General features: G+C 58.6%; 9 protein-coding genes. 8 read left to right on the top strand and 1 reads right to left on the bottom strand.

Going from position 1 to position 16,557, the window contains the following annotated elements; all coding sequences use genetic code 11:
* Positions 1–87: 87 nt before the first annotated feature.
* Together smc and zipA are read left to right on the top strand one after the other, a co-directional pair.
* A complete protein-coding gene (smc, locus tag IEV54_RS08100) occupies positions 88–3,594 on the top strand; it encodes a chromosome segregation protein SMC (RefSeq protein ID WP_150278604.1) in 3,507 nt (1,168 codons plus the stop codon).
* A gap of 94 nt (positions 3,595–3,688) precedes the next feature.
* Entirely contained in the window at positions 3,689–4,594 is a 906-nt protein-coding gene (gene zipA / locus IEV54_RS08095) for a cell division protein ZipA (protein WP_150278603.1), read from the top strand.
* On the opposite strand, the gene IEV54_RS08090 is transcribed toward zipA, so the two are convergent.
* Positions 4,591–4,752: a hypothetical protein gene (locus IEV54_RS08090; protein ID WP_188434382.1), complete on the bottom strand. Its 162-nt coding sequence runs from the start codon at positions 4,750–4,752 to the stop codon at positions 4,591–4,593. The genes zipA and IEV54_RS08090 overlap by 4 nt on opposite strands.
* A 447-nt stretch (positions 4,753–5,199) precedes the next feature.
* On the opposite strand from IEV54_RS08090, the gene ligA reads away from it, so the two are divergent.
* From ligA to IEV54_RS08060, 6 genes are all read left to right on the top strand, one after another.
* Positions 5,200–7,575, top strand: a complete 2,376-nt coding sequence (ligA, locus tag IEV54_RS08085) for an NAD-dependent DNA ligase LigA (protein ID WP_150278602.1) — start codon at positions 5,200–5,202, stop codon at positions 7,573–7,575.
* A gap of 135 nt (positions 7,576–7,710) precedes the next feature.
* Complete coding sequence (locus IEV54_RS08080) at positions 7,711–9,708, top strand: PAS domain S-box protein (protein WP_150278601.1); 1,998 nt, start codon at positions 7,711–7,713, stop codon at positions 9,706–9,708.
* A complete protein-coding gene (locus tag IEV54_RS08075; RefSeq protein WP_150278600.1) occupies positions 9,705–11,726 on the top strand; it encodes an ATP-binding protein in 2,022 nt (673 codons plus the stop codon). Before IEV54_RS08080 ends, IEV54_RS08075 begins: the two co-directional genes overlap by 4 nt.
* 70 nt (positions 11,727–11,796) lie before the next feature.
* Positions 11,797–14,526, top strand: a complete 2,730-nt coding sequence (locus IEV54_RS08070; RefSeq protein ID WP_188434380.1) for an ATP-binding protein — start codon at positions 11,797–11,799, stop codon at positions 14,524–14,526.
* Complete coding sequence (locus IEV54_RS08065; RefSeq protein ID WP_150278598.1) at positions 14,519–14,917, top strand: response regulator; 399 nt, start codon at positions 14,519–14,521, stop codon at positions 14,915–14,917. The genes IEV54_RS08070 and IEV54_RS08065 overlap by 8 nt, the downstream gene beginning before the upstream one ends.
* Entirely contained in the window at positions 14,914–16,554 is a 1,641-nt protein-coding gene (locus tag IEV54_RS08060; RefSeq protein WP_150278597.1) for a diguanylate cyclase, read from the top strand. Before IEV54_RS08065 ends, IEV54_RS08060 begins: the two co-directional genes overlap by 4 nt.
* Positions 16,555–16,557: the final 3 nt, after the last annotated feature.

Here is a 16,557-nt window from a genome sequence, read left to right as displayed (position 1 = left end):
TTATGCGCAAACAGCCAGTCCGGCCGGCCCCGTGAGGGGAGCTGTTGGATTGTGCGGCTTGTGCTGGAGCGTGTAACAGGCGACTGAATGCGACTTAAGTGCATCAAGCTGGCGGGTTTCAAATCCTTTGTAGACCCGACTACCGTTTTCTTCCCGACCAATATGGGCGCCGTGGTCGGGCCGAACGGCTGTGGCAAATCCAATATCATCGATGCCGTGCGCTGGGTAATGGGCGAAAGCTCAGCCAAGAACCTGCGCGGCGAGTCGATGACCGATGTCATCTTCAATGGCTCCAACAGCCGCAAGCCGGTTGGCCAGGCGTCGATCGAACTGATCTTCGACAACACTGACGGCACGCTCAAGGGCGAATACGCCGGTTACAACGAGATCTCCATCCGCCGTCGGGTGACCCGCGAGGCGCAGAATCAGTATTACCTCAACGGCACCAAATGCCGACGTCGCGACATCACCGATATTTTCCTGGGCACCGGTCTGGGCCCGCGCAGCTACTCGATCATCGAGCAGGGCATGATCTCCAAGCTGATCGAGGCCAAGCCCGATGAGCTGCGGCTGTTTATCGAAGAAGCCGCGGGCATCTCCAAATACAAGGAGCGGCGCCGGGAGACCGAAAATCGCATCCGCCGGACCCACGACAACCTGGCGCGCCTGACCGACCTGCGCGAGGAGCTCGAACGCCAACTGGCACATTTGCAGCGCCAGGCCCAGTCGGCTGAAAAGTACAAGGAATTCAAGGCTGAAGAGCGGCAGCTCAAGGCCCAGCTGCAGGCGCTGCGCTGGCAGACCCTGGACGCTCAGACAGCCGAGCGCGAACACCGCGTACGCGACCTGGAAATCGGCATGGAAGCCCTGATTGCCGAACAGCGCAATGCCGACAGCGAGGTCGAGAAGCAGCGCGACCAGCACGCCGATCTGACAGAAACCTTCAATCAGGTGCAGGCCCGGTATTACAGCGTGGGCGCAGACATCAGCCGTATCGAGCAGGTGCTGCAGTTCAACCGTGATCGCCAGCGCCAGTTGCATGACGATATCGACGAAACCGAACTGGCCTGGCAGGAAGCGCAGAGCCACCTCGGGCAGGACCAGGCGCTGCTTGCCGACCTGCAGAACGAACTGGCCGAGGTCGAGCCCGAGCTGGAGATGGCCAGCGCCGCCGACGAAGATACCGCCGAACAATTGCTTACCGCCGAAGAAGCCATGCAGGCCTGGCAGGGCGCCTGGGACCAGTTCAACCAGCAGGCTGCCGCGCCACGACAGCAGGCCGAAGTCGAGCAATCACGGATTCGTCACCTGGAACAGGCCATCGAACGCCTCAGCGAGCGAATCCAGCGTCTTGAGGACGAGCGCAGCGGTCTGACCTCCGGCCCCCTGGACGAAGAGCTGGCGGAGCTGACCGAGCAACTAGCCGAGATGGAGCTGCGCAGCGAAACCGAACAGCAGCAACTGACCGATATCAGCGACAACCTGCAGCAGGAACGCGAAACCCTGCACGCGCTGCACCAGGAACGGGACATCCGCCGTGGTGAAATTCAGCGTCAGAGTGGCCGGCTGGCCTCCCTTGAAGCGCTGCAGCAGGCCGCGCTCGATCAGGGGCAGGGTGTGCAGCAGTGGTTGCGCGAGCAGGGGCTGCAGGATCTGCCGCAGCTCGCGGGCCAGTTGCAGGTCGATAGCGGTTGGGAGCTGGCGGTAGAAACCGTGCTGGCTGATGATCTGCAAGCCGTCAGCCTGGGCAGCCTCGACAGCATGGCGGACAGTCTTGGCGGTTTTGATCAGGGCAGCCTGCGGCTGATCGAAACCGGTACCTCTGCCGGTCAATCGGCTGCAGCAGACAGTGACTCCCTGTACGCTAAGGTCCGCTGCCCGGTCGATCTGTCACCTTGGCTGGCCAATATCCGCACCGCAGACAGCCTTGATCAAGCCCTGGCTGCCCGCGCTCAGCTTGCTGATCATCAGTCCATCATTACCCCTGCCGGTCACTGGTTGGGGCGCAACTGGTTGCGTTATCAGCGTGGTGAAGAAAGTCAGTCCGGCGTGCTTGCCAGGCAGCAGGAGATTGACAGTCTGCAGACCAATGTCGAGGAGCAGGAACAACGCCTCGAGCAGGAGAATCTGCGCGTCGATGAGCTGCGTGAACGCATCCGGTTGCTGGAGCAGCAGCGCGACAGCCTGCAGCAGGGGCTGGCCAGCCAGAGCCGCGAGCAGGGTGATCTCAAGGCCCAGTGGTCGGCGCGCCAGGTGCGGTTGGAGCAGGTCAACGCCCGGCGCCAACGCATAACCGATGATCTGGAGGATATCCGCGCCCAGCGCATCGAGGAGCAGGAACAGATCGGTGAGGCGCGCATGACCCTGCAGGCCGCCCTGGATCATATGGCGGCTGACGCCGGTCAGCGCGAGGAGCTGCTGCGCCAGCGCGATCAGGTACGTGAAAGTCTCGATCAGGCCCGTCAACACGCCCGCCAGCACAAGGACCGGCTGCACCAGCTGGAACTGCGCGTGCAGTCCCTGCGCGCCCAGCATGATTCCACCAGCCAGGGCCTCGAGCGTCTGGGCGTGCAGGTCGAGCGCTTGTCCGAACGCCGCGAGCAGCTGCGCATGACCCTGGAGGAAAGCCAGGCCCCCGAGGACGACCAGCGTATCGAGCTGGAAAGCCTGCTGGAACAGCGCGTGCAGGTGGAGCAGGAGCTGGGCAATGCTCGCCAGGCGCTGGAAAGCGTCGATCAACTGATGCGCGACCAGGACCGCCGCCGCGCCCAGGCCGAACAGCAGGCCCAGGTACTGCGCACGCAGCTGGATGAGCAGCGCCTCGCCGCGCGGGATCTGCAGACGCGCCGCCAGGGTTTGCAGGAGCAGCTGCTCGAAGCGGGTTATGACCTCAAGTCCGTGCTGGACTTGCTGCCAGAAGAGGCCACCGAAGCCGCCTGGGAGCAGCAACTGGCGCAAATGGATGCGCGTATTCAGCGGCTGGGCGCGATCAACCTGGCCGCTATCGACGAGTATCAGCAGCAGTCAGAGCGCAAACGCTACCTGGATGCGCAGAACGCCGATCTGGAAGAGGCGCTGAACACTCTGGAGCAGGTCATCCGCAAGATCGACCGGGAAACCCGCAGCCGCTTCAAGGAAACCTTCGACAAGGTCAACCATGGCCTGCAGTCCCTCTTCCCCAAGGTATTCGGCGGCGGTCACGCCTATCTGGAGCTCACCGGCGACGACCTGCTCGACACCGGCGTGACCATCATGGCCCGCCCGCCCGGCAAGAAGAACAGCACCATCCACCTATTGTCCGGTGGCGAAAAGGCACTGACCGCCATCGCCCTGGTGTTTTCCATCTTCCAGCTCAACCCGGCACCTTTCTGCATGCTCGACGAAGTGGATGCACCCCTGGATGACGCCAACGTCGGGCGTTATGCACGATTAGTTAAAGAGATGTCTAAGCGCGTACAATTCATTTACATTACGCATAACAAGATAGCGATGGAAATGGCTGACCAATTGCTCGGCGTGACAATGCATGAACCCGGTTGTTCCCGGCTTGTCACAGTGGATGTAGAGGAGGCCGCGGCCCTGGCAGCGCTATAATGTTGCGTCGGGGCATGCTAGTGTCAACGGTTAACATGCGGCCAACCGCGTAGTTGGCTCCAGTTCAGAATTAGTAGACAGGATCAGGATATTCATGGATTTCGGTTTGCGTGAGTGGCTTATCATTATTGGCCTTCTGGTGATCGCAGGTATTCTGTTTGATGGCTGGCGGCGTATGGGCGGCCGTTCGCGGATACGCTTCAAGCTTGAACGCAACCTGCAGGATCTTCCGGACGAGCCAGACAGTAACGAGCTGCTGGGCCCGCCAAGGGTGCTGGGCAAACACGAACGTGCCGAGCCCTCCTTCGACGACGATCTGCCCATCCTCCCGGCAGAAGACGAAGTGCGTGAACCCCATAGCCGTCGTCAGCCCGAGCAGGTAGGCCTGGATCTGGAAGAGCCGGTGCCGGTATTGCTTGATCCTCTGGCCGATGGCCGCTCCGTGGAATCCAGCCCCAGGGATGGCCGTCCCACGGACAAAGCCGAGCGCAAGCCATTCAGCCGCTACGAGAAGAAAGCCCCCAAGGTCCAGCCAGCACCAGCCGAGCCTCCCAAGGACCCCGCACCCGTTCAGGAGGTGCTGGTCATTAACGTCGTAGCGCGCGATGAAGAGGGCTTTGCTGGTTCCGCGTTGCACCAGAGTATTCTGGAAAGTGGCCTGCGCCACGGCGACATGAACATCTTCCACCGCCATGAAAGCATGAGCGGCAACGGCGATGTATTGTTCTCCATGGCCAACGCGCTCAAGCCCGGCGTGTTCGATCTGGATGAAATGGACAACACCCGCGTGCGCGCCGTCAGCTTCTTCATGGGCCTACCCGGCCCACGCCACCCCAAGCAGGCCCTCGACCTCATGATCGCCGCCGCCCGCAAGCTCTCCCACGAACTCGGTGGTGACCTGAAAGACGAACAACGCAGCGTGCTGACCGCCCAGACGATTGAACACTACCGCCTGCGCATCGCCGAATTCGAACGCAAGCAGTATTCGGTAAGACGCTAAGCTCCGGGAAGGTCGAGTTCCATCTCGACCAGCGGTGTAGCTTGTACCACCCTGCCGAGGCAGAGCTCGGCCACTCCCAGGGGCCTTCCGGGAGCGTCCAGTTCCATCTCGACCAGCGGTGTAGCTGGTACCACCTTGCCGAGGTGGAACTCGGCCACTCCCAGGGGTGGCTTCCGGGAATGTCGAGTTCCACCTCGACATGCGGTGTGGCTGGTACCACCTTGCCGAGGTGGAACTCGGCCACTCCCAGGGGTGTGCTTCCGGGAATGTCGAGTTCCATCTCGACCAGCGGTGTAGCTGGTATCACCTTGCCGAGGTGGAACTCGGCCACTCCCAGGGGTGTGCATCCGGGAATTTCGAGTTCCATCTCGACCAGCGAGCTCAGCAGGCACCCCATGGCCGAGACAGAGCTCGGCCCTCCCGGTACCAGTTGATCCGCAGCTATAAGTTTCGCTCGGGCTCTCTGCTATCGTCATCCTCGCGAACGCGGGGATCCATTTTGGGGTTTGTAAAAGCGGGTTTGTGCATCTTGGTTTCAACGTCCTGCCTGACGTGCCACTCGCCATTGGTTACAATCGCCATTCGTTTCCCGACCGATATCTACCATGACCCAGACCCAGGACCCGGCTGCCCGCGCCATTGAGTTGCGTGAGCAGATTGATCTGCATAACCACCGCTATTACGTGCTCGATGAGCCCTCGATTCCCGATGCGGAATACGATCGGCTGTTCAACGAGCTCAGGGCGATCGAAGAGGCCAGCCCGGACCTGATTACGCCCGACTCACCCACCCAGCGTGTCGGCGGTGCGCCCCTGTCGGCGTTCGGTACGGTGACCCACGAAGTCCCCATGCTCAGCCTGGGCAATGCCTTTGATGAGCAGAGCATGCGCGATTTCGATCGGCGGGTGCGTGAAGGTCTGGATCTGCCCGCCGGGGATCTGTTCGAAGCGGGGCAGGACGTGGAGTACTGCTGTGAGCCCAAGCTCGACGGGCTGGCCGTCAGTCTGCTGTATGAGAACGGACAGTTGGTCAGGGGCGCTACCCGGGGCGATGGCAGTACCGGGGAGGATATCTCCGGTAACGTGCGCACCATCCGCAATGTGCCCCTCAAACTGCGCGGGCAGGGCTGGCCGACATTGCTGGAAGTGCGCGGCGAGGTCTTTATCAGCAAGGCCGGGTTCGAAGCACTCAATGACCGCGCCCGTGAGGCTGGCACCAAGACCTTTGCCAATCCGCGTAACGCCGCGGCTGGTTCATTGCGCCAGCTCGACCCGAGCATCACCCGCTCCCGCCCCCTGGAGTTCTGTTGCTACGGCATCGGTCAGGTGGACGGCGATCTGCCGGACACCCAGGTTGGTATTCTGCACAGCCTGCGTGACTGGGGTTTGAGCATCAGCCGGGAGTTGAAACTGGCTGTGGGTGTCGACCAGTGTCTGGACTATTACCGCGACATCGGTGAGCGCCGTGCGGCCCTGGGTTACGAGATCGACGGCGTCGTCTTCAAGGTCAACCAGCTGGCCTACCAGCGTGAGCTGGGTTTTCGTGCCCGTGAGCCGCGCTGGGCCATAGCGCACAAATTCCCGGCAATGGAAGAGATCACCGAACTCCTTGACGTCGAGTTCCAGGTGGGCCGCACCGGCGCAGTTACCCCGGTGGCGCGTTTACGTCCGGTGCAGGTCGCCGGCGTTACGGTATCCAATGCCTCTTTGCACAATATGGATGAGGTCAAGCGCCTGGGGCTGATGATCGGCGACAGCGTGATCATCCGGCGCGCCGGTGATGTCATCCCGCAGGTAATGCAGGTGGTGGCCGAGCGGCGACCGGCCGATGCCAAACCGGTAGACATTCCCCAGCAATGCCCGGTCTGTGGCGCGGATGTGGAACGTACCCAGCTGGTCAAGCGCACCAGGGGACGAGAAACTGTCAGCGAAGGGGCAGTGTACCGCTGCGTAGGCCGGCTCACCTGTCAGGCCCAGCTCAAGCAGGCAATCATCCACTTCGTATCGCGGCGCGCCCTGGATATCGATGGCCTGGGCGAGAAAATTGTCGAGCAACTGGTGAATACCGGCCTGGTCAGCTCACCCGCCGACCTCTATCTGCTCACCTACGAGCAGGTAATTGCTCTGGAGGGGTTCGCCGAGATCTCCAGCAAAAACCTGCTCGGTGCCATCCAGGACTGTAAGGAGCCCACGCTGGCACGCTTCATCTACGCCCTGGGCATTCCCGATGTGGGTGAGGAAACAGCCAAGCTCCTCGCCCGCTCCCTGGGTTCACTGGCGCGTATCAGCCAGGCGCTGCCCGAAGTGCTGGTATACCTGCCCGATGTCGGAGCTGAAGTGGCCCACGAGATTCACGCGTTCTTTGCCGAGGAGCACAACCAGACCGTCATAGGCCAACTGCTCGAGCGCGGCATCCAGCTGCAGGAGGAGGGCGATCTGAGTCCGGATCTGGCAGCCAGCATCACTCTGGCTGAGTTCATTACCCGGCTGGAGATACCTGGCGTCGCCAAGACCGGTGCCGAGCGCCTGACTGCCAGTTTCAATACCCTGCAGGCGATCATGGATGCCGACTGGCTGGAACTGAAAACGGTAGCGCGCTTTACAGAAAAGGCCCAGTCGGGTCTGCGCGAGTATTTCGCCGACAGTGCAAGACGTGAACACGTCCTCAGGATTGAACAGCAGCTCAAGGATTTCGGTATGCACTGGGACAGCCCCCGTGCCGCTCAGAGCGAAGGGATGCCACTCAGTGGCCAGACCTGGGTGTTGACTGGCACCCTGGAAACCTTCTCCCGGGATGTGGCCAAGGAACACCTGGAAAGCCTGGGCGCCAAGGTCGCCGGTAGCGTGTCAGCGAAAACCCACTGCGTGGTAGCGGGCCCCGGCGCGGGGAGTAAACTGGCCAAGGCGGAGCAATTGAGCGTGCCCGTACTGGATGAGCAGGGCCTTCTGAAACTGCTAGTTAAACACGGGGTCACGCTTTGAGTTTGCAGGCAGATGCCCCGGTGTCCGGTTATCATCACTGTCCGCGACGCAGTTTCCCGTCGTGATCTGGTAAGAGGGCTTCTTTATGCTTAATCTGCTCGAAAGCCACTAATAAATCTTGCCCATGAGGCATAAATGCAGCCACCAGAAAAGCCGGAAAATGAAGCCTCGCGCCTGCAGGCACTGAATGACAGCGGATTGCTGTTTTCTGCAGCTGAGCCCCGGTTTGATCGTATAACCCGTCTGGCGCAGCGCATTTTCGGGGTGGATATCGCTCTCATCTCGCTGGTGGGTGACGACATTCAGTGGTTCAAGTCCCGCCAGGGCCTGGATGCTGCTGAAACTGGCCGTGACGTCTCCTTCTGCGGACATGCCATCCTGCAGAACGAGATCTTTGTGGTGGCCGACGCCACCAAAGACCATCGGTTTTCTGATAATCCTCTGGTACTGGATGCCCCGCAAATCCGGTTTTATGCCGGCGCGCCATTGCAAACTGATCCTGACAATGCGGAGGGGCCGCACAAGATCGGTACGCTGTGTCTGATCCATTCACAGCCCCGGACCCTGTCGAAGGAAGATCTGCAGACGCTCCGCGACCTGGCTGATCTGGTAGAGCTCGAGATTCGTCAGGCGCGCATGAAACGGCAACTGGCGCGTGCGGAAGTGGCGGAAGAACGACTGGCATCGGTCATCGAGGGTACCAATATAGGGACCTGGGAGTGGAACGTACAAACCGGTGAGACGGTATTCAACGAGCGCTGGGCCAACATCGTAGGTCATACCCTCGATGAGTTGGCGCCAATCAGTATCGACACCTGGATGAGTCTGGCGCACCCGGAGGATTTGCCTGCATCCGAGCAGGCGCTGCATGCGCATTTCAGTGGTGAGACCGATTTTTACGATGTGCAATGCCGCATGCGCCACAAGGGCGGTGACTGGGTTTGGGTTCATGATCGGGGCCGACTGATCAGCCGCTCCGCCGACGGCCAACCCCTGTGGATGGCCGGCACCCACGCAGACGTCAGCGCTCAGGTCAACGCACAGATGGCGCTCCGCGAGAATGAAGCGCGGCTGCGTGGTTTGTTCGAGCTCTCTCCGTACGGTATCGCGCTCAATGACTATGAGAACGGTCACTTTCTGGATATTAACGCGGCTTTGTTGGCGCCCACCGGCTATACAAGGGAAGAATTTTGCCAACTGAGTTACTGGGAGATCACACCCCAGGAGTACGCTCCACAGGAGGAGAAGCAGCTTCGCAGTATGCAGGAAACCGGGCGTTACGGGCCCTTCGAAAAGGAATACATCCGTAAGGATGGCAGCCGCTATCCGGTCCTGCTCAATGGCATGGTCGTAAACGATGCCAACGGTCGCAAACTTATCTGGTCAATTGTCGAGGACATTTCAGAACGCAAACGAATGCAGCGCATGAAGGACGAGTTTGTTTCCACGGTCAGCCATGAATTGCGCACACCCCTTACGGCGATTCGCGGCGCACTGGCGTTGGTAACATCGGGTGCGCTGGGTACACTTCCTGCAGATGCCGATGGCATGGTCAAGGTTGCACAGAACAACAGTCAACGGCTCCTGTTTCTTATCAACGATCTGCTGGATATGGAAAAGCTGTTGGTCGGCAAGATGGTTTTTGATCTGCAGTGGCATGCAATCGCGCCCTTGATACAGACATCGCTACAAGAGAATCAGCCCTACGCCAGCCTCTATCAGGTGACATTGAATTTTATCAATCATGTTGACCAGGCGCAGGTCAACGCTGATGCCTCCAGGCTGCAGCAGGTGATGTCCAACCTCCTGTCCAATGCGATCAAGTTTTCTCGCCGCGGATCAGAGGTTTCCGTTAGTACTGACTGGCACGATACGCATATCAGAATCACTGTCTCCGATCAGGGATCGGGTATCGCTTCCGAGTTCCACGACCGCGTCTTCCAGAAGTTTGCTCAGGCGGACTCATCTGATACCCGCAAGCAAGGTGGTACCGGGTTGGGTCTGGCTATCACCCGGGAACTGGTAGAGAGCATGCACGGTAATGTGAGCTTTGAATCCGAAAAGGGAAAGGGAGCCCGTTTTTTTGTTGATCTGCCGGCGCGCAATCTGTCAGACAGGAATGTGGACGAATGACGGCGAAACCGACGAGCGGTCGAGCTTGGCTATTCGGCCTATTCATTGCCGGCCTGTTTGTCGGTTTCCTCGTTTTGATCGAGTACGGATTGCAGACATACAAGGACGCCAGTGCCCGTGAGGACCTCAAGGCCACATTGGCGGAGGCCAACAGGCTTCGAGTTCTGCTGGAGAACGAGGTCAATAGTGCGGCCTTTCTCGCCACCGGAGTGGAATCCTATATTGTGGCGCGCAGGGGTGATCTCGATGCGCTGGAAATTCAGCAAATACTGGCGTTGGTGTTCGAACGCGGTCGGCATTTTCGCAATATCGGGATAGCACCGGACAATCGTATCGCCTGGGTTTTTCCCTTGAAGGGGAACGAGGCTGCAATTGGGTTGAATTATGCGGATATTCCCGGGCAGTGGCCCGCTATCCAGCAAATCATGATGACCCGCGAAGGTCGTCTCAGTGGCCCGATTGATCTGGTTCAGGGTGGGCGCGGTTTTATCTATCGATCCCCCATTTTTATTGACGACACATATTGGGGCCTGCTCAGCACCGTCATTGATGTGGACAGCCTTTTTGATCAACTGTCCGAGGTTGCGGGTGATCTGGCACCGGTGTTGGCGTTGCGCTACATAGATGTAGACGGTGAGCCCGGCGAGGTGTTTTTTGGGGCAGAGAAATACTTTCAGCAACCCCTGGAACTGTTGACCATCATGGTGCCAGGCGCCCAGTGGCAAATGGCTGTTCAGGCACCTGCCAGCTCGCAGAGCCTGATGGGGTGGTACAGGGTTCTGGAGGTCGGGATTGCCCTGTTTCTAGCCATATTGCTTGGACTGCTGGTGCGGCTGGTGTGGCAGCGCAACCTGCTGGCGCAGCTTGACTCAGAGGTTAAGGCGCGCACCGCTGAACTACGCCAAAGTCATGATCTGCTGGATTCCGTGCTGGCTGCTGCGCGGTCATTCGCGATCATAGCGACTGATCCTCAGGGCACTATCATGCTGTTCAACAAGGGCGCCGAGCGGATGCTCGGCTACCAGGCTTCTGAGGTAGTGGGCAAGCACAAACCGGCGATATTCCTGTTGCCCACGGAAATCCGCCAGCGTGTCCGTGCTATGGAACAAGAGCTCGGGCGGCCCCTGGAGGGTGATGAAGTCTTTACCCTGCGCGCCCGACAGGGTATTGAAGAAGTGCTGATGTTGCACTACACCCATCGAAACGGGCAGGTATTACCAGTACAGGTTGTGGTCAGCGCAATCAGAAGTGAGGAAGGTGACATCAGAGGCTATCTGGGCATTGCCGAGGATGTATCCGAACGATTACGCAATGAAACCTTGAAAAATCAGTTTATTTCCACCGTCAGCCACGAGTTGCGTACCCCTCTTACCGCAATAAGTGGTGCCCTTGGGCTGGTCCGGTCTGGCAGCCTTGGTGCTGTTCCGCAGCCCTTGCAGCCGATGCTGGATATCGCCTTCAACAATAATCAACGCCTGATGCAGCTGGTCAATGACCTTCTCGACATAGAAAAACTCATGGCGGGGCGCATGACCCTGTACCCGACCCGCTGCGCCGCTGCCGAGCTGATCCGCGACAGTGTCGAGGATCTGCAGGGGTTGGCCGCCCAGCGGGGCATCGAGCTGGTTTGTCGCCTGGACCCAGACGTCTGGATCCGCGTTGATGCTTCCCGTTTTCAGCAGGTGCTTACCAATCTGCTCAGTAATGCCATCAAGTTTTCTCCGACGGGCGGAAAGGTTGAAATCGTGATGCATGTTTCAACTAGCGACCTGAAAGTGACCGTGAGTGATCAGGGCTCGGGTATTCCGGAAAGCTTTCATCCGCACCTGTTTCAGCGTTTTGCCCAAGCTGATGGCAGTGATAACCGTCGTCAGGCCGGTACGGGTTTGGGCCTGGCCATCAGCAAGGAGTTGACTGAACAGATGGGAGGACAGATCGGTTTTGATCCTGTTGCCGGAGGTGGAAGCTGTTTCTGGCTCCGCTTTTCACGATTAAGGGACTCTGAAACTAATGGATAAAGGCGATCGGACGTACAACAAATGGGTCGCGTTTGTAGCTTTGTGTGCGCTTTCCCTGGCAGGAAACTGGTTGAGCCTGCCGTTATTCTTCGGCATCGACCTGATCTTCGGCTCTATTGCCGTGATGCTTGCCGCCGTCTATCTGGGTTTTTGGGCGGCGGGCTTTATCGCCCTTGTCGGTGCACTCTATACCTGGTTTCTCTGGGGCCAACCGCTGGCCATGCCCGCCTTCATTCTCGAGGGATTGGTAGTCGCCTGGCTGTACAACAAGCGTAGGTTGACCAATCTGGTGCTTGCCGACCTCGCGTTCTGGTTGGTAATCGGCTTGCCCGTTGTAGTTCTTGTGTACTCCGCCTACGGGGGAATGGCGGACTCGGCGGTGATGCTGATTGCCGTCAAACAGGCCCTGAATGGCATCTTCAACGCCCTGTTGGCAGGTTTGGTGGTTTTGCTGATCAGCTATCGGACCAGGCAGTCTGCCTCTCTGTCGCTGTCCTGGATCATTTTTCACTCCATGCTGTCCGCCATTCTCCTGGCCGGGATCACGCCAATCATCATCGATGCGCGCGCCCAGCGCGACGCACTGGAGGACGCCGTATTTGAGCGCCTGAGCAATATTGCCAGGGTTCTTGACGGCAGACTGCAGGCCGAACCGCCGGGGAGCGACAGGCTGGATTATCACCTGTCCCGTATGCAGGCCATGTTCCCCCAGGTAAATATTGCGGTGCAGAATGATCAGCAGGTGTATGTAACTCAGGGTCATCAAATCCGCTCCATCACACCGGGCTTTCCCACGGAAGTTTCAACATCCCGTAGCGACCTGCAAATCTGGCTCCCAGCAGGTGATTTCAATTCGGTCGCCCGCTGGCAAAGGGGGGTTTACTGGTTGCGAATAGCGCTGAGTCAGAGCCCTGAGCGCTATATTGTGGTGGAGCAGTCAGCCGAGTCCCTGATAGCCATCAGAGAAGCCCAGCGCTTGAACAAGTTCCTGTTGCTTGCCGGAATATTTCTGGGTTCGATTTTCCTGGCCTGGCTGATCAGCCGGTTTCTGAGTGCGCCGGTAGTCCGCTTGGCCATAGCCAGTGAGGATGTCGAACTGAGTGTGCGCACAGGGCGTTTCGCCAAGGTTCCTGGCAACGTGGCGAAGGAGTTTGATCAGCTCTCGTCATCGCTCAACCACATGGGCAGTGAAATAGCTTCCAGCGTCAAGATACTCGAGGATTCCCGCGGCAAGTTGGCCGAAAGCGTTGCGATACGAACACAGGAGCTGGCGGACACTAACGGACTGCTGACCTCAGTGCTGGATGCCGCGGAAGATTTCAGTATTGTCGCCACCGACAGTCAGGGTTTGATCACCTTGTTCAATACTGGCGCCCAGCGTTTGTTGGGTTATTCCGCGCAGCAGATGGTCGGTCGGGAAACACCGGCTTTGCTGCATGATCCTGACGAAGTGAAGAAAGTCGCTGATGAGCTGTCGTCGGCTCACGGCGTTGCCATCGAGGGTTTCAGAGTCTTCGTGCATGAGGCCGAACTGGGTAAGCGGGAACCCCGTGAATGGACCTACATCACGCGCAACGGTCAGCGCGTTCCGGTATTGCTGGTGGTAACCGTCATACGCAATGCCGTTGGCGGCATCGCAGGCTATCTGGGGATTGCAGAGGATATTTCCGAACGCAAGCGGCTGGAGCAGGTAAAAACCGAGTTTGTATCCACTGTCAGCCATGAGCTGCGCACGCCTCTGACCTCAATAACCGGCGCCCTGGGCATGCTCCGGTCCGGTGTTCTGGGCGAGTTGCCGGAGCCTGCAAAGGAAATGGTAAATCTGGCTCATAACAACAGTCAGCGGCTGACAAATCTGATTAACGATCTGCTGGATATCGAGAAAATTGCAGCGGGTAAACTGCATTTTGATTATCAGCAGGTAGCCCTGGAGGAGCAACTGATCCAGGCCGTTGCATCCGTCAGTCAGTATGCGCCCGAGCAGGAGGTCAAGTTCGATACGTCTGCGCCAGTGCCCCAGGCATTGATCCAGGTTGACCCCCAGCGTTTTCAGCAAGTGCTGAGCAACCTGCTCTCCAACGCAGTAAAGTTTTCACCCCGAGGCGGCAGCGTAAAGCTCAGTGCCAGCATGCAGGATGGTCGTGTTCGTATTTCGGTCATCGACCATGGAGAAGGTATTGCCGAGGCCTTCAAATCCAGAATATTTCAACGTTTCGCCCAGGCGGACTCTTCGGACCAGCGTAGAAAAGGAGGAACTGGCCTGGGACTTGCCATCAGCAGGGAGCTGGTCGAACACATGGGTGGCGAGTTGGGTTTTGAGTCCAGAGAGGGTGAGGGGTCCACGTTCTGGGTCGAGTTGCCGGCTGACCCCATGACGACAGTTCAACCTGAACAAGAAAAAGGCCCCCTGGTTACCAGCCGCCGGATTCGTGTTTTGCACGTGGAAGACGACTATGATCTGCATCAGGTGATTCGCCACTCAGCTGACGAGCGTTTCAGCTTTCAGTTGGCAACTAGCATGTCTCAGGCCAGACTCTTGATTGCCAATCAGGAATTTGACCTTCTCCTGCTCGACCTGGAGCTACCGGATGGCAACGGTGTGGCGCTGATTGATGAGGTGCGACAAAGCTGGCCAGGCTGTAGCATTATGCTATTAGCCGGTGAAGGAATTGATCCGGCACTCAGATTACGGGTCGAGGCGGCTGTATTGAAATCGGCATTGAGTATTCCGGATCTACTCAGGCGAATAGAGCAACTGACGGTCAAATTGCATTCAGATAGGGAGCAGCCATATGACTGAGCTGGTTCGAGTTTTATATGTGGAAGACGAGCCGGATATCCGGGCTGTTGCACGCCTTGCCCTGGAAGTTGTCGGCGGATTGACCGTAGAGCTATGTGAGCGGGGTGATCTTGCCCTGGCCCAGGCTGAGCGTTTTGATCCCCAGATGATTCTGCTGGATGTCATGATGCCGGGCATGGACGGGCCATCCACGTTGAAAGCACTGCGAGAACATCCACAGTTGCGACACGTCCCAGTCGCCTTTATGACGGCAAAGGTGCAGGCCCATGAAATAGAGCACTTCAAGAGCCTGGGTGCGGTAGGGGTCATTGCCAAACCCTTCGACCCAATGACGCTGGCACAGCAAGTAAGAAGCCTGTGGCAAAGCGCTGCTGCCCGAGGTGACTCTTGAGCTTTAATGAGCAGTTACTGGCCTTGCAGCGGCAGTACAGCGCCAAGTTGCCAGATATCCTCAGCGACATTCGAGGGCTTGCCGATGCTCTGGTAGCCGACAAACATGACACCCAGAAACTGGAATCCCTGGCTGAGCAGCTACACAAGCTCGCCGGTTCCGCCGGGACATTCGGGCTATCAGCCCTGAGCACCCAGGCCGCACTGCTAGACCGACGACTGGAGACCCTGCTGGCCGCAGACGCTGACCCTGACTGGTACCGCAACGAATCCCGCCTGCTGCAGACCGAACTCTATAACCTGCAGCACTTTGCCGCGCCCGACCAGTTGCCGGGCGCGCGGCCAGCACTGTCCGGGGAGCTGGCAAAAGGGGAGGGGCTGGCCGCTGAAGTCTGGCTGCTGGAAGATGACGAGTTTCTGGGGTCCAGTCTGCTCGCACACCTGGAAGCGTTCAACTTTACAGCGCGCCTGTTTACATCCTATGCCCAGCTGACAGAAGCCTATGCTCTGGAACAACCCGAAGTGCTTGTGATGGATGTGCTGCTTGGCGCAGAGGGTCGCTCGGTTGATCGCCTGCAATACAGCGGCTTGCTGAAAAAGGCGCAATCGCGCCTGATATTCATCAGCGCCAGAGACGATTTCAACGCCCGTTTGCAGGCTGCGTCACTGGGGGCAGAGGGCTTTTTTATCAAGCCGCTTGATGTGCCTAAACTGGTCACCCGGGTGGAACAGGTATTGACCCGTCTGCACGCGCCCGCCGAGCGGGTGCTCATTGTTGACGACGATGAGTTGCTCGCACGCTATTACCAGGAGCTTTTGCGTGGAGCAGGGATGGAGTCCGACATATTGCATGAGCCCGAACGTATCATTGAGGTGCTGGAGCAGAAATATCCGGATATCGTGCTGATGGATCTGCAGATGCCTGACATCAGTGGACAGAACCTCGCGGCGGTAGTCCGTCAGTATGAACAGTGGATGGGACTGCCTATTGTCTATCTGTCGGCTGAAAACGACCCCCGCCAGCAGCTCAAGGCGCTCAACCAGGGCGGCGACGACTTTCTGACCAAGCCTGTGGATGATGCTCATCTGATTACGGCGGTAAAGTCCCGGGTGGTGCGATCCCGTCAGTTGCTCGAGCTGATGACCAAGGACAGCCTGACCGGATTGCTCAAGCACGCGACCATCAAGGATTCAATCAATCGTGAATGGGCCGTTGCCAAACGCAAGGGCGACACATTCTGCGTCGCCATGCTGGATATTGACCACTTCAAAGAGGTCAATGACCGTTTTGGGCATGCCACAGGTGATGAGGTGATCGCATCCGTTGCCACCCTGTTGCGCCAGCGTTTGCGGGCTACCGACATTCTCGGCCGTTACGGCGGTGAAGAATTTGCCGTGCTCATGGCCAATTGTGATGCGATGGCGGCAAAGGTGGTGCTCGAGGACTTTCGCCAGCGTTTTCAGGACCTGCAGTTTACCTCCGAAGACACCAGCTTTAGTGTCACCATCTCGATAGGCCTGGCCGAATACCGACCAGGTATGGATGTAGATGCCGAAACCTTGCTGGTCAATGCCGACAAGGCGCTTTATGAGGCCAAGAAGGCGGGGCGCAACAGGCTGATGGTGTATGGCGCCTGACTG

Origin of the sequence: Halopseudomonas salina (assembly GCF_014637955.1) — a bacterium.
In the GTDB taxonomy this organism is placed as follows: Bacteria; Pseudomonadota; Gammaproteobacteria; order Pseudomonadales; family Pseudomonadaceae; genus Halopseudomonas; species Halopseudomonas salina.
Note: the sequence above shows the minus strand (reverse complement) of the source record. Positions and strands in the feature narration are given on the sequence as shown.

Bases quoted from the DNA above. Each gene is read 5' to 3' on its own strand.
- smc (WP_150278604.1), top strand. From the start codon at position 88: ATGCGACTTAAGTGCATCAAGCTGGCGGGTTTCAAATCCTTTGTAGAC.
- zipA (WP_150278603.1), top strand. From the start codon at position 3,689: ATGGATTTCGGTTTGCGTGAGTGGCTTATCATTATTGGCCTTCTGGTG.
- ligA (WP_150278602.1), top strand. From the start codon at position 5,200: ATGACCCAGACCCAGGACCCGGCTGCCCGCGCCATTGAGTTGCGTGAG.
- IEV54_RS08080 (WP_150278601.1), top strand. From the start codon at position 7,711: ATGCAGCCACCAGAAAAGCCGGAAAATGAAGCCTCGCGCCTGCAGGCA.
- IEV54_RS08075 (WP_150278600.1), top strand. From the start codon at position 9,705: ATGACGGCGAAACCGACGAGCGGTCGAGCTTGGCTATTCGGCCTATTC.
- IEV54_RS08065 (WP_150278598.1), top strand. From the start codon at position 14,519: ATGACTGAGCTGGTTCGAGTTTTATATGTGGAAGACGAGCCGGATATC.